The organism is Nocardioides sp. NPDC023903, from assembly GCF_040639295.1.
Lineage (GTDB): Bacteria > Actinomycetota > Actinomycetes > Propionibacteriales > Nocardioidaceae > Nocardioides.
The window spans coordinates 205,705-226,764 of record NZ_JBEZZS010000006.1 but is presented as its reverse complement, the minus strand read 5'-3'; the positions used below and the strand labels follow the sequence as shown (position 1 = coordinate 226,764).

Genomic DNA, 21,060 nt, shown 5'->3' with positions numbered 1-21,060 from the left:
GGTCCTCAGCCGTTGACGCGGGTGGTGAGGCCGGTCGGGCCGCCGGGGCGGCCGTGGCACTGCTTGAACTTCTTGCCGGAGCCGCACGGGCACTGCTCGTTGCGGCCGACCTTGGCGTAGGGGTCGTCGGCGTTGCTGACGGTGTTGCCCTGCGCCTCGGCCTGACCCTGCTCGTCCGGGCCGGAGAAGGCCAGGTGCTTGGGCGTGGCAGGCTTCTGCAGGCCCTTGGCGTGGATCTGGGGCGCGCCGGGGCTGCTCACGGGAGCGGCGGCCGGCTGTGCCTTCAGGGCCTCGGAGATGTCCTGGAGACCGCCGGCCTGACCGATACCGACGGGCGGCTCGGCGAGCGCGCCCTCGTGCATCGGACCGGCGTGACGGGTGCCGTCGGGGTGGTAGTGGAACTCCGGCTCAGTCTGCTCGACCTGGACCTCCAGGTTGAACAGGTAGCCGACCGCGGCCTCCTTGATGCCGTCCATCATCGCGGTGAACATGTCGTAGCCCTCGCGCTGGTATTCCACCAGCGGGTCACGCTGCGAGTAGGCCCGCAGCCCGATGCCCTCGCGCAGGTAGTCCATCTCGTAGAGGTGCTCGCGCCACTTGCGGTCCAGCACGGAGAGGACGACCTGGCGCTCGACCTCGCGCATGCCCTCGGAGCCGATCTCCTCCTCGCGGCGGTCGTACGCCTCCTGGGCGTCCTTCTTGAGGATCTCGATCAGCTCGTTGCGGTCGAGGTCGTCCTTGCTGCCACCGGCGTCCGCGATCAGCTTCTCGGGCTCGACCGAGACCGGCCACATCTGCTTGAGGTCGGTCCACAGCTGGTCGAGGTCCCACTCCTCGGCGTAGTCCTGGGTCGCTCCGGTCACGACGCCGGTGACGACGTCGTCGATGAAGGTGCGGATCTGGTCCTCGAGGTCGGCACCCTCGAGCACCTCGCGGCGCTCGGCGTAGATCACCTTGCGCTGGCGGTCCATCACGTCGTCGTACTTGAGGACGTTCTTGCGGGACTCGAAGTTCTGGCCCTCGACCTGGGTCTGCGCGTTGGCGATCGACTTGGTCACCGACTTGGCCTCGATCGGCACGTCGTCGGGGATCTTCAGCGTGGTCAGGATGCGGTCGACCCACTCGCCCTTGAACAGGCGCATCAGGTCGTCCTCCAGGGACAGGTAGAAGCGGGACTCGCCCGGGTCACCCTGACGGCCGGAACGACCACGCAGCTGGTTATCGATGCGGCGGGACTCGTGGCGCTCGGTGCCGAGGACGTAGAGACCACCCAGCTCGGTGACCTCCTCGTGCTCCGCGGCGACCTGCTCCTTGATCCGCTCGACGGTCGGCGCCCAGGCCTGCTCGTACGCATCGGCGGTCTCGCCGGTGGGCTCCAGGCCCTGCTTGCGGAGCTCCTGGTCGGCCAGGAAGTCGACGGATCCACCGAGCATGATGTCGGTGCCTCGGCCGGCCATGTTGGTGGCGACCGTGACCGCGCCCTTGTGGCCGGCCAGCGCGACGATCTTGGCCTCGTCGGCGTGGTACTTCGCGTTGAGGACCGTGTGCGGGACGCCGCGCTTCTTGAGGATGTTGCCGAGGTATTCGGACTTCTCCACCGAGACGGTGCCGACCAGCACCGGCTGGCCCTTCTTGTGGCGCTCGACGAGGTCGTCGGCGACGGCCTCGTACTTCGCCTCCTCGGTGCGGTAGACGAGGTCCGGCTGGTCCTTGCGGATCATCGGCTTGTTGGTCGGGATCGGGACCACACCGAGCTTGTAGATCTTGTCGAACTCCGACTCCTCGGTCATGGCCGTACCGGTCATGCCGGAGAGCTTCTCGTAGAGGCGGAAGTAGTTCTGCAGGGTGATGCTCGCGAGGGTCTGGTACTCCTCGCGGACCTTCACACCCTCCTTGGCCTCGATCGCCTGGTGCAGACCGTCGTTGTAGCGGCGACCCGCGAGCATGCGGCCGGTGTGCTCGTCGACGATCAGGACCTCGTCGTTGGCGACGACGTACTCCTTGTCGCGGCGGAAGAGCTCCTTGGCCTTGATCGAGTTGTTCATGAACGAGATCAGCGGGGTGTTGACCGCCTCGTAGAGGTTCTCGATGCCGAGGTGGTCCTCGACCCGGGTGATGCCCCGCTCGAGAACGGCGATGGTGCGCTTCTTCTCGTCGACCTCGTAGTCGACGTCCCTGGTCAGGGTCTTGGCGATCGTGGCGAACTCGTCGTACCACTTCACGTCGTCCTCGGTCGGACCCGAGATAATGAGCGGGGTGCGGGCCTCGTCGATGAGGATCGAGTCGACCTCGTCGACGATCGCGAAGAAGTGGCTGCGCTGAACCAGGTCGGCCATGGAGGAGGCCATGTTGTCGCGCAGGTAGTCGAAGCCGAGCTCGTTGTTGGTGCCGTAGGTGATGTCGCAGTTGTAGGCCTCGCGGCGCTGCGCCGGGGTCATCTGCGGCAGGATCACGCCGACGGTGAGGCCGAGGAAACCGTAGATGCGGCCCATCATCTCGGCCTGGAACTTGGCCAGGTAGTCGTTGACCGTGACGACGTGGACACCCTTGCCGGCCAGCGCGTTGAGGTAGGCCGGGAGCACCGCGGTCTGGGTCTTGCCCTCACCGGTCTTCATCTCGGCGATGTTGCCGAGGTGGAGCGCCGCACCGCCCTGGATCTGCACGTCGTAGTGACGCTGGCCAAGGACGCGCTTGGTGACCTCGCGAACCGTGGCGAAAGCCTCGGCCATGATGTCGTCGAGATCCTCGCCGTTCTCCAGGCGTTGCTTGAACTCGTCGGTCATCCCGCGCAGCTCGTCATCGCTCATCGCGACGAACTCGTCCTCGATCGCGTTGACGGCCTTCGAGATGGCCTCGAGCTCGCGAAGGATCTTGCCTTCGCCGAGGCGAAGGATCTTGTCGAGAATTGCCACGGTGGCGGGCTCCTACTAGCGGCAGACAGATAGCACGCTCACTCTACCCACCTCCCGGTCGCCCACTCACACCAACGGCGCAAGCAGGGGTGCCAGGTCGCCCTTGGGATCGACCTCGATGGCACTCAGGCCCAGCCAGCCGGCGAGCCGCTCGAGCTCGGCGGCCAGCTCGATGGCCGTCTCCACGGGCGCGCCCTCTTCCGCGTACGCGCCCTTGACCTGGAGCGTTCCGCTCTTGCGGTCGGCCTTCAGGTCGACGCGGCCGACGATGTGCTCGCCGAGGAGGAACGGCAGCACGTAGTAGCCGTGGATCCGCTTGGGCGCCGGCGTGTAGATCTCGATCCGGTAGAAGAAGTCGAAGAGCGCCTCGGTGCGCTCCCGCTCCCAGACCAGCGGGTCGAACGGGCTCAGCAGCGCACGGGCCTCGACGCGCCTCGGGAGGCGGGACCCGGAGAAGAGGTACGCCTGCTTGCGGATGCCCTCGACCGTCACCGGCTCCACCTCGCCGGCGTCGATGAGCTGGTTCAGCGCGCGTGTCGTGTCGTCCACGCGCATCCGGAAGTAGTCGGCGATGTCCTTGGCGGTGCCGACCCCGTGGGACCGCGCGGCGCGGCGTACGAGCTCGAGGTGGGCCTCCTCCTTCGACGGCGTCGGCGCGTCGAGGTGGATCCGCGGGATGACGCGCTCGGGCAGGTCGTAGGCGACCTCGAACTGGTCGTTGCGGTGCGAGATCGCCAGCTCGCCGAACATGTAGAGGATGTCGAGGGTCTTGCGGGAGTCGGACCAGTTCCAGCCCCAGTGGTCCTTGGTCTGCGGGCCGGCGTCCTCGAGCACCTTGGCCGCCTCGCGCGCGGTGAGCGCGCCCTGCTCGGCGACCAGCGCCAGCACCTTCTCCTTCATCCCGTCCGGCACGCTCCCCCACCACTTCGAGCCCTTCTGGGCCCGGTAGTGGTCCATCCGCCACTGCATGTGCGGCCACAGCTCGACCGGCATGAACGCCTGCACGTGGGCCCAGTACTCGACCATCCTGCGGTCCTTGAGCCCCTTGCTGGCGCGGTGCAGAAGCCCCGTGTCGTACGCCCCCATCCGGCTGTAGAGCGGCATGTAGTGCGCGCGCTGCAGGACGTTGACCGAGTCGATCTGGAGGACTCCGGTGCGCTCCAGCGTCCGCTGGAACGTACGCATCGTCGGCGTCGTGTGGGGCTTGTCGGCGAACCCCTGCGCGGCCAGCGCGATCCGGCGGGCCTGGGAGCGGCTGAGTGTCTGAGAGCGGGACTGCACAAGTCCGACTCTAGAGCCGGTTCCGGACAACCCTCGTCCGGAACCGGCTCGTCAGAGCGGACCGAAGACCCTGGCTGGGTCGATTTCGAGTTCCAACGTCTCCAGCACGCTCAGCAGCTTGCGCTCCTCGAAGCGGAAGTGGGACTCCATGATCGCGGCGATGCCCTCGAGGTGCTTGCCGAGCTCCTCGGGGGTGGCGGCCTGATCGACGGCGGCCTGGAGGCCGCCGAGGAGGTGGCCGATCATGGAGTGGTCCTGCTCCAGGTACCGGATGGTCTCGCGCAGCTCCGGGTGTGACCGGGCGATCGCCGGGAAGAGCTCCCGGTCCTCACCCTCGTGATGGCCGGTCAGGGCCGCGCAGAACCCGTGGCAGAACAGCAGCAGGTCGCGAGCCGCGGGCTCAGCGGGATCTCCCGCGGCGATGGCCTCCTGCGTCACCCGCAGAGCCTTGCGCAAGCGCTCGTGCACGTCGCGCATCTCGTTGCTCCAGGCGATCAGCCTGGTCTTCTCGCCCTCAGTCACGTGAGGGCGAAGGGGACGACAACATCAGTCGTGCTCCTTCGAATCCGGCGCCTCCATGCCTGACACGGTCTGCCACCGGCACGCGACGCTGGCGTCAGCCTAGTCGACGTTGAGGAGCTTCTGGCGCACGGCGTACATGACCGCCTCCATGCGCGAGTGGGCCTGGAGCTTCTCCAGGATGTTGCGTACGTGGTTCTTGACCGTGTTCTCCGAGATGAACAGCCGCTTGGCGATCTCGCGGTTGTTGAGACCCTTGGCGACCAGGCCTAGGACCTCGAGCTCGCGGTCGGTGAGCTTGGGGCCGGGGACCGGGGAGCGGTCCGGCCGCGACATCTGCTTGAACTCCTCCATCAGCTTGACCGCCATGGAAGGGCTGATCAGGGACTGGCCGTCGGCGACCACCCGGATCGCCTGGGCGACCTGGTCGATCGAGGAGTCCTTGAGGAGGTAGCCCATCGCGCCGGCCTTGACCGCGTCGTAGAGGTCGGCCTCCTCGTCGGAGACGGTCAGCATGATGATGTTGGCCGAGGGGACGGCCTCCTTGATCGCGACGCAGGCCTCCAGGCCGGTCTGCTTCGGCATGCGTACGTCGAGCAGCACGACGTCCGGAGCGGAAGCCGCGGCACGCTCGGTGCCCTCGATGCCGTTGGTCGCCTCACCGATGACCTCGATGCCGGGTTCGCTCGCCAGCAGCGCGACCAGGCCCCTTCGGAAGAGCTCCTGGTCGTCGACAACCAAGACGCGGACCGGCTCACGATCGGCACCAGATGTAGATGACACGAATGCATCATGGCACGTAACTGATGATGACAAAGAGAATGGCCGGGACTCATCCATCTGAGGGATGGAAAAGTCCCGGCCAACGTGCTTCAGACGAGGTCTGCGCGGTTGAGCGCGATCACCCCGTAGTCGTATCCCCTCCGGCGGTAGACGACCGCCGGCCTCATCGAGTCCTTGTCGATGTAGAGGTAGAAGTCGTGTCCGACCAGCTCCATCTCGTAGAGGGCCTGGTCGAGCGTCATCGGCTCCGCGGTGTGCGTCTTCTCCCTGACCACCAAGGGCCCCTCCCCCGTCACCGTGATCGGACCGACCTGGTGCTCACGCACGGTGTCCTCCTCGAACGTCTCGGACTCGGACGTCGAGGCCAGGCCGTCGGGCTCGATGCCCGCGAGTGCCTGCCCGACGGATACCGGCGTACGACGGCCACGGTGGACTCTGCGGCGGTCGGCGGCCCGGCGCATCTGGGAAGCCATCTTGTCGACAGCCAGGTCCAGCGCCCCCATCTTGTCCTCGGCACACGCCTCGGCCCGGATGACCGGACCCTTCGAGTATGCGGTGAGCTCGACGTGCACGGCGCCCTTGTGCTGGCGCGGGTTGGGCTCGTTGTCGACCTCCACGTTGATCCTGATGATGCGGTGGTCGTGCTTCTCGAGCTTCGCGAGCTTCTCTGCTACGTGAGCGCGATAGCGGTCTGAGACCTCGGCGTTGCGAGCCGTGACGACAACTTCCATCGGTACCTCCCGGTGTTTCGGGGTTGGCGGATTCCCGGATGGTCAGCGCATGTGACCTCCGGGGTACGGAGTCCGCCCGGCCGACCTGGTCTTCGACCCCACAATCGCCTGCAGAGGCTTAGCAGCTTGGTGCCACTCCACCTTCTCCTTGCTGGTTCCCGCATCTGACGGGAGGGCAAGGGCAGGACTTATCTCTAAGCCGCACCGTGATCCCCTGTCTCCAGGGTTACGTGGACCGTTTCGCCTGCGACTGGCATCGGCTTGCCGCTCGGATGCCCGCAATGCGGACCTCTCTGCGACGCAACCACGGACCCAGGCGGACTCCATGTAGTGACGGTAGTTCGCCGATCTGCCCCACGAAAGCCCTTCAACAGAATTACATGACGGTTTCCTACATTTGAACGCGAGACCGACGCTGGGTGGCCGCTACGGTCGCAATCGCTTTCACGCCGAGTCCGACCGATTCCAGCGCACGTTGAGCCTCCCGCGCGGTCGCGCCGGTGGTGATCACGTCGTCGCAGACGATGAGCGTCGCCCGTGGGATCTTCTTGGCGAGTGTCCGGATGCCGGACGCGGGACAGGTGATCGAGCCGTCCAGGTTGGCCTGCCGCTGCCGGGAGTCGAGGCCGGCCTGGTCCGCGACGCCGGACCTGGTGCGGAGCAGCTGGTGATGACGTACGCCGAGCCCGTGCTGCCTCAGCATCGCGGCCGCCCTGCGCGTGATCGCCGCGGTGCTGTCTAGGCCGCGCTCGCGCACGGAGGCCGGGCGTGACGGGACCGGGACGAGGATCGTCGGGCCGGCGCCGGTCGTCGCCATCGCCTCGAGGACGGAGAGCGCGAGCAGGCCGGCCAGCGGCCTGCGGAGGCCGAGGAGCTGGTTCTCCTTCAGACCGATGACGAGCTGCTTGAGGGTGCCGTCGTAGGGCCCTGCTGCGAAGACCGGGGCGATGCCCGGCGGCGCCGGGGACGGCGGGCTCGGCCGGGCCATGTCTGGGAGGGCGGCGCGGCAGTCGTGGCAGAGCAGCCTGCCGGGCCGCCGGCAGCCGACGCAGCGGCCGCCAACGACGAGGTCGTGCCAGGCGTCGGCAAGGTGCATGTGCCCGAGTCGACCAGGGTGCGCGCGACGGGGCAACCAGGGGCTGCGTACCTGTGGATAAGGCTGTGGAGACTCAGCCCTGGTAGGTCACGTCGGAGAGGTCGGACGGCAGGCCCAGGTCGAACCTGTCGAGGGGGTCGAGGAGGGTCCAGCCCGAGATCGCGTAGAGGCGGGCCGAGGCGACCGGAGACCCGACGACGCCGGTGACCCGGTCGCTGAGGGTGTAGCGCTCACCGCTGGGGGCACCGTCGAGCGAGACCGACTGGAAGAGCGCGGTCGAGCTGATCTGCTGGACCGCGACGATGGTGGTCGGCGAGGTCCAGGCGATGTCGGTGACCCGCATCGTGGCGGAGTCCGGGTGCGGCAGCAGGACGGCCGAGGTCGCGGTCGTGATCTCGCCCTTCGAGCTGGCCTGCAGGCGGCTGACCACGATCCGGTCCGAGGACTCGCCGTCGATCACCGCCACGAACCGGGTGCCGTCGCGGGAGACCAGGAACCGGGTCACGTTCTCCCCCGTCACCCCGGGCACCGCGACGCGGACGCGGCGGTCACCGTCGACGTACATCACCCGGGCGCCGGTCGAGTCCTTGTCGACCAGCCACAGTCGTCCGGCGAGGTCCCAGGAGGGCCGCAGCAGCCGGGTGCCCTTCACCGGCGCCCTGCTGAGCTCGCCGTCGCTGGTCAGCTGGCCGACGACGACGCCGGTGCGGTCGGCGGTGATCGCGGCGGCGGTCGAGCCGTCGGCGTCGACGGCGACGTCGGTCACGCCGTGGGACTTCGCCCAGCCGCCGAGCACCGGCACCCAGGGGTCACCGTTCTCGCCGGTGCTGGTCACCAGCGCTCCGCCACGCAGGGCGTAGAGATCGACCCGGGCGGTGTTGCCGTTGGGGTCGTAGCCGCCGCCGCTGTCGACGTTGAACGTCTCCCCGTAGCCCGGCAGCACCACCGGCTCGCCGTCGATCGTGAGCCGGATGCGTTCGACGCTGGCGTCCTGCCGCAGGGTCCAGGCCAGCTGGGCGCCCATGAGCTGGAGCTCCTCGGCGTCGTGGTCACCCAGGTCACCGGCGAGGTCGACCTCGGCCACCCCGTCGCGTACGTCCACCGAGCGGGGCTCGTCCGCCGCGGCCGGGAGCGCGCTGCGGATCACGCCCTGCACCTCCTCCCCCGGCCCGCTCAGCAGGCTGGAGACGAGGGTGGTGGCGTAGGAGTTGCCCTTGGGGGCGAAGATCGGCTCCGGCACCAGGGTGTGCCCGGTCGGTTCGACGTAGTAGAGGTTGCTGCGGGCGAAGTGGGTCAGGAACCAATCCTCCTCGACGACCAGGGCGTTGGGTGCAGAGCTGATCCGCCACTCGCCCTCGGCGCGGGTCAGCTCGAAGTCGAGGATCGCCTGCGAGGCGGCCAGACCGCCGCGCCATACGCCCCGTTCGTCGAGCCAGCCGGCGTCCTCGAGCTCCACCGAGACCCGCGGTGAGGAGCCGACGTGGCTGCCGAGCTCGCCGTAGACCAGGGTGCGGCCGGCCGGCGCCCAGTTCATCGCCGCGTCCTTGGTGAGGTAGCGGCGGGCGTAGGCCGTGCTCATCGGGGTCGCCTTCATGGCATCGAGGAACCCGTCGACGATCTCGCCCGGGGACGCTCCTGCGCGTGGGGCGCCGGGGTTGTAGGGGATGACCTCCTCCTGCGCGTCCGGCGCGGCCAGGTCGACGCTCTGGACGGGGCCGGAGTCGGGTACGCCCGAGCACGCCGAGACCATGAGTGCGAGCGCGGTCAGGAAGACGGCGAAGAGGGGTCTCACGATGCCTCCAGGGAGTCGCGGGCGTCCGCCGGGACGAGCGGGAGCGGGCTGTGCCGCAGCGCCGCGCCGGCATAGCGCGGAAGCGTGAGCCGGAACTGCGCACCCTGGTCCGGGCGACCCCAGGCCTGCAGCCAGCCGCCGTGCAGATGGGCGTCCTCGAGCGAGATCGACAGGCCCAGGCCGGTGCCGCCGCTGGAACGGTCGCGGGCGGGGTCAGCACGCCAGAACCGGTTGAAGACCAGGGCGGTCTCCCCCGGCGCCAGCCCGACGCCGTGGTCGCGCACGGTCAGCGCGGCCGCGTGCTCGTCGCTGTCGATCCGGATGGTGACGGTCTGGCCCACCAGGGCATGGTCGGTGGCGTTGGCCACCAGGTTGCGTACGATCCGCTCGACCCGGCGATGGTCGACCTGAGCGATGCACGGATGGCCCGGAGCGACGACCTTCAGCTCGATGTCGCGCTTGTCGGCGAGCGGCGTGTAGGCCTCGACGACGGCGTGGGCCAGTGCGGTCAGATCCGTGTCGTAGAGGTCGAGCACGGCCGCCCCGGCATCGAAGCGACTGATCTCGAGCAGGTCGCTCAGAAGCGTCTCGAACCGGTCCAGCTCGGTCTGCAGCAGCTCGGCTGCCCGGGCGGTGGGGGCGTCGAAGGAGTCCCTGGCCTCGTAGAGGACGTCGCTGGCCATGCGGACGGTGGTGAGCGGCGTACGGAGCTCGTGGGAGACGTCGGAGCTGAACCGTCGCTGGACGCGGGAGAGGTGCTCGAGCTGCCGGATCTGGTTCTGCAGCCCGCTGGCCATCTGGTTGAACGAGATCGCCAGGCCGGTGAGGTCGTCCTCGCCGTGGACGACCATCCGCTCCTCGAGGCGGCCGGCGGCGAGCCGTTCGGCGGTCCTGCGGGCGATCCGGATGGGCGTGACGACGTGGCGGGTCACCATCCAGCTGCCGGCGCCGATCAGCAGGATCAGGATCGCGCCGGCGGCCAGCAGCCCGCGCGTGATGACGCCGAGCGTCTCCTGCTCCTGGTCCATCGGAAAGAGGAAGTAGACGTTGTACGTGTCGTCGTGCAGCTCCAGCTGCGACCCGATCACGATGCCGGGGGTCGAGGATCGCTCGCCGTCGTAGGAGATCCGGGTGTAGGTCCAGGCCGGCTCGGCGCGGATCGTCTGGAACCGGTCCTCGAGGGTGCGCGGGACGCTGCGTACGTCCACACCGGGTGTCCACTCGACGCCGTCGTCGCTGATCCGGCCGGAGGTCGAGGTCACTGGACCGGCCATGACGACGCCGTAGCCGCGCGAGACGCTGCGCTGGATGATCGGGTCACCCAGGTCGTTGCGCTGCAGCGGGGTGCCACCGTTGGCGCCCGAGGTCTCCGCGATGTTCGCGCGGGCGGCGGAGAGCTCCTCGGAGGCCTCCGCCTTCGCCGCGGCGACCCGGTCCTGGACCAGCTCGTCGCCGATCTGCTCGAGCAGGATCAGCCCGACCAGGCTGACGGCGGCCGCAGTGAGGAGCACGGTGTAGACCACGACGCGGGTCTGGATCGACCGACGCCAGGTGGTCAGGAGCTTCTTGGGCGTCCCGGCTGTTCTACGGACGACCTGCTGGAGCGTCACACGGGCCCTGCCTTGTAGCCGACACCACGGACGGTGACGACGATCTCGGGGTTCTCCGGGTCGTGCTCGACCTTGGAGCGCAGCCGCTGGACGTGCACGTTGACCAGCCGGGTGTCGGCGGCGTGACGGTAGCCCCACACCTGCTCCAGCAGCACCTCGCGGGAGAAGACCTGATGGGGCTTGCGGGCCAGGCACTCCAGCAGGTCGAACTCCAGCGGCGTGAGCTGGATCTGCTCATCGCCACGGGTGACCTGGTGGCCGGCCACGTCGATGGTGAGGTCGCCGATCTCCAGCACCTCCGGCACGGCGTCGCCATGCCGGCGTACCCGCGCCCGGATCCGCGCGATCAGCTCCTTGGGCTTGAACGGCTTGACCACGTAGTCGTCGGCCCCGGACTCGAGCCCGACCACGACGTCGACCGTGTCGCCCTTGGCCGTGAGCATGACGATCGGCACACCCGACTCCTTGCGGATCTGCTTGCACACCTCGATGCCGTCCATCCCGGGAAGCATCAGGTCGAGCAGCACCACGTCGGGCTTGTAGTCGTGGAACGCCGGCAGCGCCATGTCACCGCGGGCGACGAGCTGTGAGTCGAACCCCTCTTGTCTCAGAACGATCGCAAGCATCTCGCTCAGCGAGGCATCATCATCGACGACGAGGACCTTTCCCTTGGCGGGTTGGTCGGGAGCGCTGCGATCGGCCATGTGTCCGATTCTGTCACCCAGTGCGTGCGACGCGTCACATGAGCCACCCCACAACGCGCGAGTCGGCGCGTCCGCCCCGACGTAATGGGGCTGACGCGCCGACTCAGACGTTGATCAGTAGCGGTAGTGGTCCGACTTGTAGGGACCCTCGACCGGCACGCCGAGGTAGTCGGCCTGCTCCTGATTGAGCTCGGTGAGCTCGACACCGAGGGCGCCGAGGTGGAGACGGGCGACCTCCTCGTCGAGCGCCTTGGGCAGGACGTAGACGCCGATCGGGTACTCGTCGGTCTTGGTGAAGAGCTCGATCTGGGCCAGCGTCTGGTTGGTGAAGGAGTTCGACATCACGAAGCTCGGGTGACCGGTGGCGTTGCCCAGGTTGAGCAGGCGGCCCTCGGAGAGCACGATGATCTTCTTGCCATCGGGGAAGATCCACTGGTGGACCTGCGGCTTGATCTCGTCCTTGACGATGCCCGGGATCTTCGCGAGGCCGGCCATGTCGATCTCGTTGTCGAAGTGGCCGATGTTGCCGACGATGGCCTGGTTCTTCATCTTCTCGAAGTGCTCGACCCGGATGATGTCGAAGTTGCCGGTCGTGGTGATGAAGATGTCGGCGGTCTCGATGACCGACTCCAGGCGGCGGACCTCGTAGCCGTCCATCGCCGCCTGCAGCGCGCAGATCGGGTCGATCTCGGTGACGATGACGCGAGCACCCTGGCCGCGCAGCGACTCCGCGGAGCCCTTGCCGACGTCGCCGTAGCCACACACGACCGCGACCTTGCCGCCGATCATCACGTCGGTGGCGCGGTTGATGCCGTCGATGAGCGAGTGGCGGCAGCCGTACTTGTTGTCGAACTTCGACTTGGTGACCGAGTCGTTGACGTTGATCGCCGGGAAGAGGAGCGAGCCCTCCTTGAACCGGTCGTAGAGGCGCAGGACACCGGTGGTGGTCTCCTCGGTGACGCCCTTGATGCCGTTGGCGATGTTGGTCCAGTACTGCGGGTCGTTCTTCAGGCTGCGGTCGAGGACGCGCAGGACCTCCTTGAACTCCTCGTTGTCGGTGGAGTCCTGGCCCGGCACCTCCCCAGCCTTCTCGAACTCGACGCCCTTGTGCAGGAGCAGCGTGATGTCGCCACCGTCGTCGAGGAGCATGTTGGGGCCGACCGGGTTGCCGGCCTCGTCGGTGAACTGGAAGACCTTCTCGGCCTCGTCCCAGTACTCCGCCAGCGTCTCGCCCTTCCAGGCGAAGACCGGGGTGCCCTGCGGGTCCTCGGCGGTGCCGTTGCCGACGACGACGGCCGCGGCAGCGTGGTCCTGGGTGGAGAAGATGTTGCAGGTGGCCCAGCGCACGTCGGCGCCGAGCGCGGTCAGCGTCTCGATCAGGACGCCGGTCTGGATCGTCATGTGCAGCGAGCCGGCGATGCGGGCGCCCTTGAGCGGCTGGTCCTTGCCGTAGCGCTCGCGCATGGCCATCAGGCCCGGCATCTCGTGCTCGGCGAGGGAGAGCTCCTTGCGGCCGAACTCGGCCAGGCTCAGGTCGGCAACCTTGTAGTCCATGGTTATTCCTTACCGAAGTTAATGCGGGCCTGCGTCGCGCATCTGCGCATCAGCGGGATCTCCCACGCAGGTTCCTCTCAGACTACAAGCGGCCCTCGGCCCCTGCGGTAATCCTGGACGGCAAACGCCAGGCCAACATCAATGGACCAGCATCAGGCGACCTGTCCCCCGACCGAGACCGCACCGACCGACTGAGAGTCAGTGGCTCTTCTTGAACGGCAGCAGGTGGAGTACGCCGACCACGACCGAGCCGACGATGAGGCCGACGAGCGCGGAGAAGAAGGTGTTGACCAGCCAGGCCGCGGCCGCGCCGACGGCGCCGAGGGCGTGGTGGACCTCCTCCTCGAGGTGGTGGACGGTGTCGTAGGGCCAGGCCCAGCCGGGGTGGCCGGCGGCGAGGCCGTTGACGTCGTGGACACCGACCAGGATCAGGTGGCCACCGACCCAGAGCATCGCGATGGTGCCGACGATCGAGATCACCGTGAGCACCTTCGGCATGGCCGAGACCATGCCCAGGCCGAGCCGCTGGGCGAAGGCGCCGGGACGCTGGGAGAGCGACAGCCCGGCATCGTCCATCTTCACGATCAGGGCGACCACGCCGTAGACCACGATGGTGATCAGGAAGGCGACCGCCACCAGGGCGCCGAGCCGCATCCAGAAGCCCTGGTCGATGACCTCGTTGAGCGCGATCACCATGATCTCGGTGGAGAGGATCAGGTCGGTGCGTACGGCCCCCGCGATCATCGTCTTCTCGGCCTCGGGCCCTTCTAGGACGACCGGCGTCTCGTGGGTCTCCTCGTGCGGCCGGACCCATTCCAGGACCTTCTCGACACCCTCGAAGGCGAGGAAGGCGCCACCGAGCATCAGGATCGGGGTGATCGCCCACGGCGCCCACTGCGCCAGGATCAGCGCCACCGGCAGGATGATCAGCAGCTTGTTGCGCAGCGAGCCGAAGGCGATCTTCTTGATGATCGGCACCTCGCGCTCTGCGGCGATGCCGTGGACGTACTGCGGCGTCACCGCGGTGTCGTCGATGACGACACCGGCGGCCTTGGCCGAGGCCTTGCCGGCGGCAGCGCCGACGTCGTCGACGGACGCAGCCGCCAGCTTGGCGATGGCGGCTACGTCGTCGAGGAGTGCGAAGAGTCCGGCGCTCATGCCGTTGCCTCCGTAGTGAAGTGCGAAGAATACGGAGGCAACGGCCTGAGGCCTACTGTCGCTCGCTGGCGCTCGCTCATGCTCGGAACCTTATCGGGTGGGGCCCGTTACTCGACGCCCTGCTCCCGGAACCGCTCCGAGAGCGGGTATTCCCTGAAGTAGTCGGTCTTGATCCGCAGCCAGTCCCCGTTGACGATCATCTCGTCGATCGCCTCGTCGGCCTGGTCCCTGAGCCCGTCGCCCTTGCGGAAGACGAAGGCGATGGGGGCCTTGTCGGACGGGAAGACGATCCGCTCCTCCATCGGGATCGGGGCGCTCTTGATCAGTCCCTCCGTGAAGGGCGCGTCGTAGAAGAACGAGTCCGCCTTGCCCGCGGCGACCGCCTCGAGCGCGGCCGCCTCGTTCTTCCGCTTCACGATCTCGGCCTTGGGGAAGCGGGACTTGAGGATGCTCTCCTGAGCGGTGCCGTCCACGATGGCGACCTTGGTGCCGTTGACGTCCTTGAGCTTCTTGATCGGGGAGTTCTTCGGGGTGGTGAAGGACAGGTAGGTGACGAAATAGGGGTGCGAGAAGTCGTACGCCTTCTCGCGCTCCTCGGTCACGCTCACCTGCGAGGCGATCATGTCGATCTCGCCTTCGTCGAGCGCGGTGAACAGGTCGGCGAAGTCCATCGGGATGAACGACGGCTTGATGCCGAGCGACTCGGTGACGCCGAGGGCCACCTCGTAGTCGAAGCCCTTGGCCGTGGAACCTTCGGTGTAGTAGACCGGGGCGCTGTCCAGCACACCGATCTTGAGCTGGCCGTCATCGGCGGCGCTGCTGCGCTTGGCGGAGGAGGGCCCGGTCGTCTCAACCGTGTTGGAGACCACGATGAGGATCACCAGAAGGGTGACCGCGCCCGCAAGGATGAACTTCAGGGATTTCATACGACGTCCTGTTTGGGGGGAGGGGTGCGCCGAGACACTGTGACCTGGGCTGAGCCGGGCCAGCGGGCATCGTAGGCTACTGGACTTCAGGCGCCCCAAAGCGGGGCGAGCGGCGTCAGGCTCAGGCGCCCTTGTCCTTGAAGACCTCCGAGAGCGGGTACTCCTTGAAGTACTCCTTCTTGATCTTCAGCCACTTCCCGTCGAGGATCATCTCCTCGAGGACCCCGTCGATCGTCGCCTTGCGCTTGTCGCCCTTCTGCATGACGAAACCGATCGGAGCGTCGTCCGCCGGGTAGACGATCGCCTCCTTCAGCGGGAACCTGTCCTGCCAGCGAGCGATGATCGGCGTTGTGTAGGGGGCGTCGTAGAAGAACGCGTCCGCCTTGCCGTCCTGGATCGCCTTGACCGCGGTGTCCTCGTCCTTGGCCTTGATGACGTTGACGTTCTCGTACTGCTCGTCGAGGTAACGCTCGTGGATGGTGCCCTCGACGACCGCGATGTTCTTGCCGTTGACGTCGTCGCGGCTCTTGATGTTCGAGCCCTCCGGGGTGAGGAAGGACAGGTACGTCACGAAGTAGGGCGCGGTGAAGTCGAAGTCCTGCTTCCGCTCCGCGGTCTCGGTGACCTGGGCGCCGATCATGTCGATCTCGCCGGCCTCGAGTGCGGTGAAGAGGTCACTGAAGTCCATCACCACGAACTCCGGCTTGGCACCCATGCCCTCGGCGACACCGAGCGCCATCTCGTAGTCGAATCCTTTGGTCACGCCGTCGACCTTGTAGAAGGCCGGCTCGGTGCCGTCGACACCGATCCGCAGCGTGCCTCCGGCGGCGGCACTCTCCTGATCGGTCGCTTTGGGGGCGGGGTCGGCGAAATAGCCGCCGATGACCAGGACCCCTAGGAGGGCCAGGGCGCCGGCGACGACAAACTTGATGTGATTCATGCGGAAGTCCTGTGTTTTCGGGATGGTGGGGCATGCCCGTCACGTCGGCGCCGAGAATCCGAGACGTGCTGGCCAGGAGTGGCCGGACGATGTTGCATCAAACACCTGTCTGCTCCCCCGCGTCCAGGTTTTCGTCCATCAACGTCACGATCCGTCACGTTCCGTGACCGAACCTTCACCGCACTGCGTGACACAGATCACGCGCATCATTCACCTTCAAGAAGCCTTCTCAGGCGAACGGATCCAAACACAGACAGCCGCACATCAGGCACCCTTCTCCCTGAAGACCTCGGAGAGCGGGACCGCCTCGAAGTAGTCCGTCTTGATCTTCGTCCACTCCCCGTTGAGGACCATGTCCTCGATGACTCCGTCGATCTGCTCCTTGCGCTCGTCGCCCTCCCGAACCACGAACCCGATCGGGGCGTCCTCGGCCTGGTAGACGATCGGCTCCGTCAGCGGGATCGGCGCACTCTTGATGATCGACTGGGAGTAGGGAGCGCCGTAGAAGAACGCGTCGGCCTCGCCCCGACCCATCGACCTGACCGCGGCGTCCGCGTCCGGGGCCTTGATGACGGTGACGTCCTCGTACTGCTCTTCGAGGTAACGCTCCTGCACGGTGCCCTCGACCACGGCGATCTTCTTGCCGTCGATGTCGTCGCGGCTCTTGATGGTCGAGCCCTTCGGGGCGAGGAAGGACACGTACGTCACGAAGTACGGAGCACTGAAGTCGTACTTCCGCTCCGCCTCCTCGGTCTTGGTGACCTGGGCACCGATCATGTCGATCTTGCCTGCCTCGAGGGCCGGGAAGAGCTGGTTGAAGTCCATCTCCACGAACTCCGGCTCGGCGCCCAGGCCTTCGGCGACGCTGCGCGCCATCTGGTAGTCGAAGCCCTTGGTCACGCCGTCGGTCTTGTAGTACGACGGCTCGGCGCTGTCGACGCCGATCCGGAGGGTGCCGCCGGCGGCTGCGCTCGCCTCGTCGGTCGCGGGCGGAGCGGGGTCGGAGAGCCGACCACTGAAGACGATCGCACCCAGGAGGGCTAGGGCACCGACGACGACGAACTTGGTCTGGCTCATGGGAGGGGGATCCTGTTCCAGGGAAGGGGCCAGCCTTCGATGTGGCTGAATTGTTGCCAAATCAAACCGGGGGCCACTCCCTGACGTCCAGCGTTCTCACCTCATAGCGAGATGTCGCCGACGCCCCTGACCGTGCGATATGAGCCAGATCACACGTCTCTGTCCGTCATTCGGAATTAACCGTCGTTAACCAGACCCAAACGAAGATACTCCGCGGAGTATGTGCCCTGGAGCAGCAGGGACGCGTAGCGGGCGACCTCCGTGCTCGCGTTCGCCTCGACGACCTCCACCCGTACGCCTCGCGTGTCCGCGGCCTCGGTGAGCAGACGTCGCTGCTCGACCATGATCGGATCGGTCGCGCCGTCGTCGAGGATGACCAGAACAGGACGTGCCGACGCCTGCTCCTCGGCGAAGGGGTCGTCGAAGACGTTGCGGGGCCGGGCCGCCTCGAGGACCGGGAGCAGGTCATCGGCGTCACCGGCGATGGCACCGCGGCCGCTGGCCCGGCGCAGGTTCTCGGCGACGCGACGGGCGGCGCGGGCGGCCAGGACGGAGCCACCCCACACGACCGGGAGCGAGTCGGCCAGCGAGATCGCCAGGATCTTGCCGGGGTTGACCGAGATGTCGCGATGCGGCGAGCAGGCGGTGGCGACGTCGTCGAGCGCGTCGGCCACCTTGTCCGCGTCGGCCTCCGGGCCGAGACCGACCGAGTTGAGGTAGGTGAGCATCAGGATCGCCATCGCGAGCGTGTCGCCGCCCTCGACCGGGAGCAGGGTGCTGTCGCGTCCCTCGGCGTGCTGGGCGACCAGCGACTTCTCCGGAGCGGCCACGACCAGCTGGGCGCCACGGCGGACGGCCTCGGCGGCGGCCGAGGCCTCCCCCGGGTCGGAGCCGGTCGGGGCCAGCACGACCACGAGATCGAGGCTCCCGGCCCAGCCCGGCAGGCCCGGGGCCGGCCAGGCGACGAACGGCACCGGGCAGAACGGCTCGAGGACCGCGCGCAGCAGGCGCGAGTCGGGACCTGCGGCGACGACGGCCCGGGGTCGGCCGGTCTCCGCGGCGCGGCGTACGGCCTCCTGCAGGGGCTCTGCGGCCCCCGCAGCCTCCCGGCGGACCCGGGCTCCGGACTCGGCCAGCGACCGCAGCAGCAGGTCGATACCGGCCAGCGCCCGCTCGTCGTCCAGCCTGGACTCGTCGAACCAGGTCATCGCGGCCTCACTCGCCCTTGGTGGGACGGGCCTCGTCGATGAGCAGGACGGGGATGCCGTCGCGGACCGGGTAGGCCAGCCCGCAATCCCCCTGGCAGACCAGCTCACTGTCGGCCTCGACAGGCAGGAGGTCGCCGTGGCACTGCGGGCAGACGATGATCTCGAGCAGCTTCTCGCTCAGGCCCAGAGGGGTCGTTGCGCCAGTCATGCGCCTCGCCTTTCGTTCGGTGGAGTCTTTCGGATGATCGCGAGCGCCTCGTCGCGCACGCGCTCCATGGTGAGTGTGTCCTTGCCCTCCGCGTTGAGCCGCAGCAGCGGCTCGGTGTTGGAGGCGCGTACGTTGAACGACCAGTCGGCGTGAGAGAGGGTCAGGCCGTCGAGCTTGTCGACGGTGACACCGTCGCGCCCTGCGTACGCCTTCTCGATCTCGGCCACGGTGGCGGCCTGGTCGGGGACGGTGGAGTTGATCTCGCCGCTCATCGGATAGCGAGCGTACGCAGCCAGCAGCTCGCTCAGCGGCTTGTCGGTCTCGGCGAGGGCGCCGAGGACGTGCAGCGCGGCGAGCATGCCGGAGTCGGCGCGCCAGAAGTCGCGGAAGTAGAAGTGGCCGCTGTGCTCGCCACCGAAGGCCGCCTCGGACTCGGCCATCACGGCCTTGATGTAGGAGTGGCCGACTCGGGTGCGCACCGGGGTGCCGCCGAGCTCGGTGACGATCTCGGGAACCGCGCGGGAGGTGATCAGGTTGTGGATGATCGTCGCGCCGGGCTCCAGGGCCAGGGCACGCTCGGCGATCAGGGCGGTGATCGCGCTCGGGCTGACCACGTCGCCCTTCTCGTCCACCAGGAAGCAGCGGTCGGCGTCGCCGTCGAAGGCCAGGCCGGCGTCCGCGCCGGTCTCGCGCACCTTGGCCTGCAGGTCGACCAGCGTGGTCGAGTCGAGCGGGTTGGCCTCGTGGTTGGGGAAGGTGCCGTCGAGCTCGAAGTACATCGGGATCAGCTCGACGGCCTCGTCACCCAGGCGGCCGAAGACCGCGGGCGCGGTGTGGCCGGCCATGCCGTTTCCGGCGTCGGCGACGATGGTGAGCCGGCGACCCTTGACCGGGGCCAGGCCGAGCAGGTGTGCTGCGTACGCCTCCAGCACGTCGGTCTCGCTGATGCTGCCCGCGACGTCGGCGATCGGAGCCTCACCGGAGATGACCAGGTCGCGGATCTCGTCGAGCCCCGTCTCGGCGCCGACCGGGACCGCGTTGGCCCGGCACAGCTTGATGCCGTTGTACTGCGCCGGGTTGTGGCTCGCGGTGAACATCGCGCCCGGCAGACCGAGGTGCCCGGAGGCGAAGTAGAGCTCGTCGGTCGAGGCCAGCCCGATCATCGTCACGTCGGCACCGGCCTCGGTCGCACCGTCGGCGAAGGCTCCGGAGAGCGCCGGGGAGCTGGGGCGCATGTCGTGGCCGACGACGATCTCGCCGCCACGCGCATCGACGACGTGCACGAAGGCTCGCCCCGCGAGTCGGGCGAGGTTCTCGTCGATCTGATCAGGGACGGTGCCACGGACGTCGTACGCCTTGAACACGGCGTTTGCGATGTCGGGGTCAACTCTCTCCGGCATGTCCGGAACTCTAGTCGTCCTACTCGGACGTCAGCACGCGGAGGTGCCCGCGGCGAGTGCCACCGGGGCGGGGCTGGCCGTCGGTCGCGCCCGGCTCGTCGGGGTCGTCCTGCCCGGGGGCGCTGACGGGACCTCGCGGGGACGGAGCCGGCGGCCTCGCGGCCTCACGTACGGCGTCGGCCAGCGCGAGCAGATCATCGCCCTTGGGCTGCGGGTCGACGGGCTCACGGGCCAGCCGGACGACCTCCCAGCCCCGGGGCGCGGAGAGCCGCTCGGCGTGCTCCTCGCACAGGTCATAGGCGTGCGGCTCGGCATAGGTCGCCAGCGGGCCGAGAACGGCCGTCTGGTCGGCGTACACATACGTGAGCGTGCAGACGGCTTGACGCTGGCAGGCGGTACGCGAACAACGACGAGCAGTCACGAGTGAACCGTACTCCCCTGAGGCCAGCCGCGCAGTTAGGCTCGCGTACATGACCAGGCACAGGGATCGGCATGGCCGTGGCAGGCGCGGTCCGATGGCCGTCCCGACCGACCCGAAGGTGCCGGTCCTGCGCACCCGCCGGGAGCGCTTCGACGACATCGCGCTCGCCATCGTCACCGAGATCGACGGTCGCTGGCAGTCACGGTTGGGCCTGATCGAGTACGCCGTGGAGGAGTCGCCGGACATCCCCAAGGAGTGGACCGTCGAGGACCACATCCCGCTCGGGTCGCTCGAGCGGGGTGCTGGCGCGAAACCGGCGCGGCTGGTGATCTACCGGCGGCCGATCGAGCACCGCTGCCACACCCGCTCCGAGGTCGAGGCGATGGTGCTCATGGTCGTGGTCGAGCAGATCGCTGACCTGCTCGGGATCGCCGCCGAGGACGTTGATCCGCGCTACCAGCCCTGAGGGCGAGTCTTTCTCGTACCGGCGCGCTTTGGTACCGAGATTTTGTGGCTGGGCTGGGCCGCCGACCCGTTCTTTGAGGGTGTTCTCGACCTGCCCCGGAGTCAAGGACGGCCTGCGGCCGCCGGCTACGCCGGCCGCTTCGCGGTCCTTGACACCGGACCACGTCGAGAAAAGACTTGGCTGGCTATCGGGGCGGCGGCCCGGGTGTGGCCACGGCACACTGCCCCACGGAAGGTGACCGTTCCACGCCTAGGCCAGACATGGGGTCTCCGCG

Annotated in this window: 19 protein-coding genes; 1 reads left to right on the top strand and 18 read right to left on the bottom strand. The window is 68.0% G+C overall.

Features of this window, described 5'->3' with window-relative positions; genetic code table 11:
- Window positions 1-5: 5 nt before the first annotated feature.
- The 18 genes from secA to AB0F44_RS09930 all read right to left on the bottom strand — a co-directional run bounded on the left by secA (window position 6) and on the right by AB0F44_RS09930 (window position 20,371).
- Entirely contained in the window at window positions 6-2,912 is a 2,907-nt protein-coding gene (secA, locus tag AB0F44_RS10015; RefSeq protein ID WP_357354951.1) for a preprotein translocase subunit SecA, read from the bottom strand.
- Window positions 2,913-2,978: 66 nt separating this feature from the next.
- Window positions 2,979-4,193, bottom strand: coding sequence for a crosslink repair DNA glycosylase YcaQ family protein (locus tag AB0F44_RS10010; RefSeq protein WP_357354949.1), 1,215 nt, complete (start codon window positions 4,191-4,193; stop codon window positions 2,979-2,981).
- A 51-nt stretch (window positions 4,194-4,244) separates the two neighbouring features.
- A complete protein-coding gene (locus AB0F44_RS10005) occupies window positions 4,245-4,715 on the bottom strand; it encodes a hemerythrin domain-containing protein (protein WP_357354947.1) in 471 nt (156 codons plus the stop codon).
- 99 nt (window positions 4,716-4,814) lie between these two features.
- Entirely contained in the window at window positions 4,815-5,495 is a 681-nt protein-coding gene (locus AB0F44_RS10000) for a response regulator transcription factor (RefSeq protein WP_045547972.1), read from the bottom strand.
- 89 nt (window positions 5,496-5,584) lie between these two features.
- A complete protein-coding gene (gene raiA, locus AB0F44_RS09995; protein ID WP_357354945.1) occupies window positions 5,585-6,226 on the bottom strand; it encodes a ribosome-associated translation inhibitor RaiA in 642 nt (213 codons plus the stop codon).
- 391 nt (window positions 6,227-6,617) lie between these two features.
- A complete protein-coding gene (locus tag AB0F44_RS09990) occupies window positions 6,618-7,322 on the bottom strand; it encodes a ComF family protein (protein ID WP_357354943.1) in 705 nt (234 codons plus the stop codon).
- Window positions 7,323-7,395: 73 nt separating this feature from the next.
- Window positions 7,396-9,114, bottom strand: coding sequence for an LpqB family beta-propeller domain-containing protein (locus tag AB0F44_RS09985; RefSeq protein WP_357354941.1), 1,719 nt, complete (start codon window positions 9,112-9,114; stop codon window positions 7,396-7,398).
- Complete coding sequence (gene mtrB, locus AB0F44_RS09980) at window positions 9,111-10,724, bottom strand: MtrAB system histidine kinase MtrB (protein ID WP_357354939.1); 1,614 nt, start codon at window positions 10,722-10,724, stop codon at window positions 9,111-9,113. The genes AB0F44_RS09985 and mtrB overlap by 4 nt, the downstream gene beginning before the upstream one ends.
- Window positions 10,721-11,428 (bottom strand): MtrAB system response regulator MtrA, encoded by a 708-nt coding sequence (gene mtrA, locus AB0F44_RS09975; RefSeq protein WP_091052660.1) that lies wholly within the window; start codon window positions 11,426-11,428, stop codon window positions 10,721-10,723. The genes mtrB and mtrA overlap by 4 nt, the downstream gene beginning before the upstream one ends.
- Before the next feature lie 114 nt (window positions 11,429-11,542).
- Entirely contained in the window at window positions 11,543-12,982 is a 1,440-nt protein-coding gene (ahcY, locus tag AB0F44_RS09970) for an adenosylhomocysteinase (protein WP_357354936.1), read from the bottom strand.
- Window positions 12,983-13,180: 198 nt separating this feature from the next.
- Window positions 13,181-14,140 (bottom strand): DUF808 domain-containing protein, encoded by a 960-nt coding sequence (locus AB0F44_RS09965; RefSeq protein WP_357354934.1) that lies wholly within the window; start codon window positions 14,138-14,140, stop codon window positions 13,181-13,183.
- 107 nt (window positions 14,141-14,247) lie between these two features.
- Window positions 14,248-15,066, bottom strand: a complete 819-nt coding sequence (locus AB0F44_RS09960; RefSeq protein WP_357354932.1) for a transporter substrate-binding domain-containing protein — start codon at window positions 15,064-15,066, stop codon at window positions 14,248-14,250.
- Between the two features lie 121 nt (window positions 15,067-15,187).
- Window positions 15,188-16,006 carry a transporter substrate-binding domain-containing protein gene (locus AB0F44_RS09955; protein ID WP_357354930.1) on the bottom strand — a complete coding sequence of 273 codons (819 nt, stop codon included), beginning with the start codon at window positions 16,004-16,006 and terminating at the stop codon, window positions 15,188-15,190.
- A 264-nt stretch (window positions 16,007-16,270) separates the two neighbouring features.
- Window positions 16,271-17,083 (bottom strand): transporter substrate-binding domain-containing protein, encoded by an 813-nt coding sequence (locus AB0F44_RS09950; protein WP_357354928.1) that lies wholly within the window; start codon window positions 17,081-17,083, stop codon window positions 16,271-16,273.
- 176 nt (window positions 17,084-17,259) lie between these two features.
- Complete coding sequence (locus tag AB0F44_RS09945) at window positions 17,260-18,291, bottom strand: SIS domain-containing protein (protein WP_357354926.1); 1,032 nt, start codon at window positions 18,289-18,291, stop codon at window positions 17,260-17,262.
- A gap of 7 nt (window positions 18,292-18,298) precedes the next feature.
- On the bottom strand, window positions 18,299-18,499 hold the full coding sequence (locus AB0F44_RS09940) for a Trm112 family protein (protein WP_357354924.1): 201 nt from the start codon (window positions 18,497-18,499) through the stop codon (window positions 18,299-18,301).
- Window positions 18,496-19,899: a phosphomannomutase/phosphoglucomutase gene (locus AB0F44_RS09935; protein WP_357354922.1), complete on the bottom strand. Its 1,404-nt coding sequence runs from the start codon at window positions 19,897-19,899 to the stop codon at window positions 18,496-18,498. Before AB0F44_RS09935 ends, AB0F44_RS09940 begins: the two co-directional genes overlap by 4 nt.
- 19 nt (window positions 19,900-19,918) lie before the next feature.
- Window positions 19,919-20,371 carry a DUF3499 domain-containing protein gene (locus AB0F44_RS09930; protein WP_357354920.1) on the bottom strand — a complete coding sequence of 151 codons (453 nt, stop codon included), beginning with the start codon at window positions 20,369-20,371 and terminating at the stop codon, window positions 19,919-19,921.
- Between the two features lie 43 nt (window positions 20,372-20,414).
- Between AB0F44_RS09930 and AB0F44_RS09925 the strand changes: the two genes are divergently transcribed.
- Window positions 20,415-20,786, top strand: a complete 372-nt coding sequence (locus AB0F44_RS09925; protein WP_357354918.1) for a metallopeptidase family protein — start codon at window positions 20,415-20,417, stop codon at window positions 20,784-20,786.
- Window positions 20,787-21,060: the final 274 nt, after the last annotated feature.